The sequence below is a fragment of the Actinomadura geliboluensis genome (assembly GCF_005889745.1).
GTDB lineage: Bacteria > Actinomycetota > Actinomycetes > Streptosporangiales > Streptosporangiaceae > Spirillospora > Spirillospora geliboluensis.
Map to the genome: position 1 here is coordinate 1 of NZ_VCKZ01000694.1, position 2,065 is coordinate 2,065.

Genomic DNA, 2,065 nt, shown 5'->3' on the forward strand with positions numbered 1-2,065 from the left:
GTCGGGCAGGCCGGTGGAGATCTTGTCGCAGCGGGGTGAGTCGCGGACGGTGCGGGCGCTGCCGAACGGGCGGATCGAGGTCGAGCAGCGGCTGCAGCCTGTTCGGACCCGCCGGGGCGGCAAGTGGGTGGACATCGATACCACGCTGCGCCGCTCGGGCGGTGGGGTGGTGCCGGCGGCGTCCACGGTCGGGCTGGTGTTCTCGGCCGGTGGGGACGGCCCGATGGTGCAGATGACCCGGGCCGGGCACCGGCTGGCGTTGTCGTGGCCGGGACGGTTGCCCGAGCCGGTGCTGGAGGGCGACACCGCGGTGTACGCGGGTGTGGCGGGCCCGGATGTGGACCTGCGGCTGCAGGCCCGCGCGGACGGCTTCTCCCACGTCCTGGTGGTCAAGACGCCGGAGGCGGCCAAGGACCCCCGCGTGGCGGAGTTGGCGTTGAAGGTCTCAGACGACCGCCTCACAGTCCGAGAGGCGCAAAACGGGGTGCTCACCGCGGCCGACAGCGGGTCGGGTTCGGCGGTGTTCGAAGCACCGGCCGCGCGCATGTGGGACTCCTCCCAGGCTGATCCGAAGGCTTCGCGGGCGCGTGCCGCGGACCCGGCTGCCGACCCTGCCGAGGGCCCGGCCGACGGCGCCAAGACCGCCCGGCTGGGTGTGGCGGTCGGCAAGGGGAAGCTGACGCTGACCCCCGACCGTGAACTGCTCACCGCTGCCGATACCCGGTTCCCGGTGTTCATCGATCCGGTGTGGACGACCAGTAAGGCCACCAGTTGGGGGATGGTGTCGTCGGGGTGGCCGGATGAGTCGTATTACAAGTTCGATGGCAAGTCGACTGAGGGTGTGGGTCGCTGCGAGGTGGCCAAGGATCCCAACTGTGTGAAGAACCAGACCAAGCGGTTGTTCTTCCGGATGCCGCTGCCGTCGATCAAGGGCCGCTACATCCAGAACGTGGAGTTCACGGCGTTCGAGACCAGTGCGTACAACTGCAGCAATCCGACGTCGGTGCAGTTGTGGCGGACCACGGCACTGAAGTCGTCGGCGACCTGGAGCAACACCAACACCTCGTCGGTGTGGCTGGAGCATCTGACCTCGCGGGATGTGGCGTACTGCTCCAGGGCGCCGGTGGAGTTCGGCGGGGCCAAGCTGCGGTCGCATGTACAGAGCGCGGTTAACAACGGCTACTCGACGATCACGTTCGGGTTGCGGGCCTACAGCGAGTCGACGATGGACTGGTGGAAGCGGTTCGCCGATGACGCCTACCTGAAGGTGCAGTACAACAATCCGCCGCTGCAGCCTGACACCGATACGATGTTCGCCAACCCCGGCACCAAGTGCCTGCCCAGGGAACAGGCTAAGACGGTCAATGACATCTCTACCGTGTACGCCTACCTCAAGGACCCCGACACCGAGGACAAGAACAAGGTGCAAGGCCTGTTCTCGTTGAGTTGGGATGCTGGTGACGGCAAGGGATTCATCGGGCGGTGGTACTCGGGACTCACGCCGGCGAAGACGTCGAATACTCGGTTTGAAATGTCGTTGCCGCCTGATATGCCGCAGGGCACTCTGATCGCATGGAATGTCAAGGCATATGACGGTGAGCAGTACGGGCCGTGGGCTTCGGACGGAGCCCAGACAGCTTGCTACTTCTATTACGATCCGGCCGAGCCTGGTGAGCCGGTCATCGCGTCCACTGACTATCCCGCCGATGACGCCTGGTACGGCAGCGTCGGGCAGGCGGGGACGTTCACCATCTCCGACTCCGAAGGTGTCGCCGACCGGTACGTCATCACCCTCAACGACGAACCGGACCGCACGGTGACCACCACCGCCGGCGCCGCCCGACAGGTACAGATCGCCCCGACCCGCTCGGGCCCGAACGTGCTGACCGTGCAGGCGTTCGCGCCGTCCAACCAGAACGGGTCCACGGTCTCGTATGAGTTCCGCGCCAATACCGGCACCGAGCCGGTGGCCACGTTCACGATGGACGAGGGCGCCGGGTCGACCGAGGTGACCTCGACGGGTCCGGGGCGGCCGGCGTGGCTGCACGGTGGGGCGACGTTGGGC

The 2,065-nt window shown here is 66.9% G+C and carries 1 pseudogene; it reads left to right on the forward strand.

Features of this window, described 5'->3' with window-relative positions:
• Nucleotides 1-127: 127 nt before the first annotated feature.
• A pseudogene (locus tag ETD96_RS43570) lies at nt 128-2,065 on the forward strand (hypothetical protein); the annotation flags it as partial.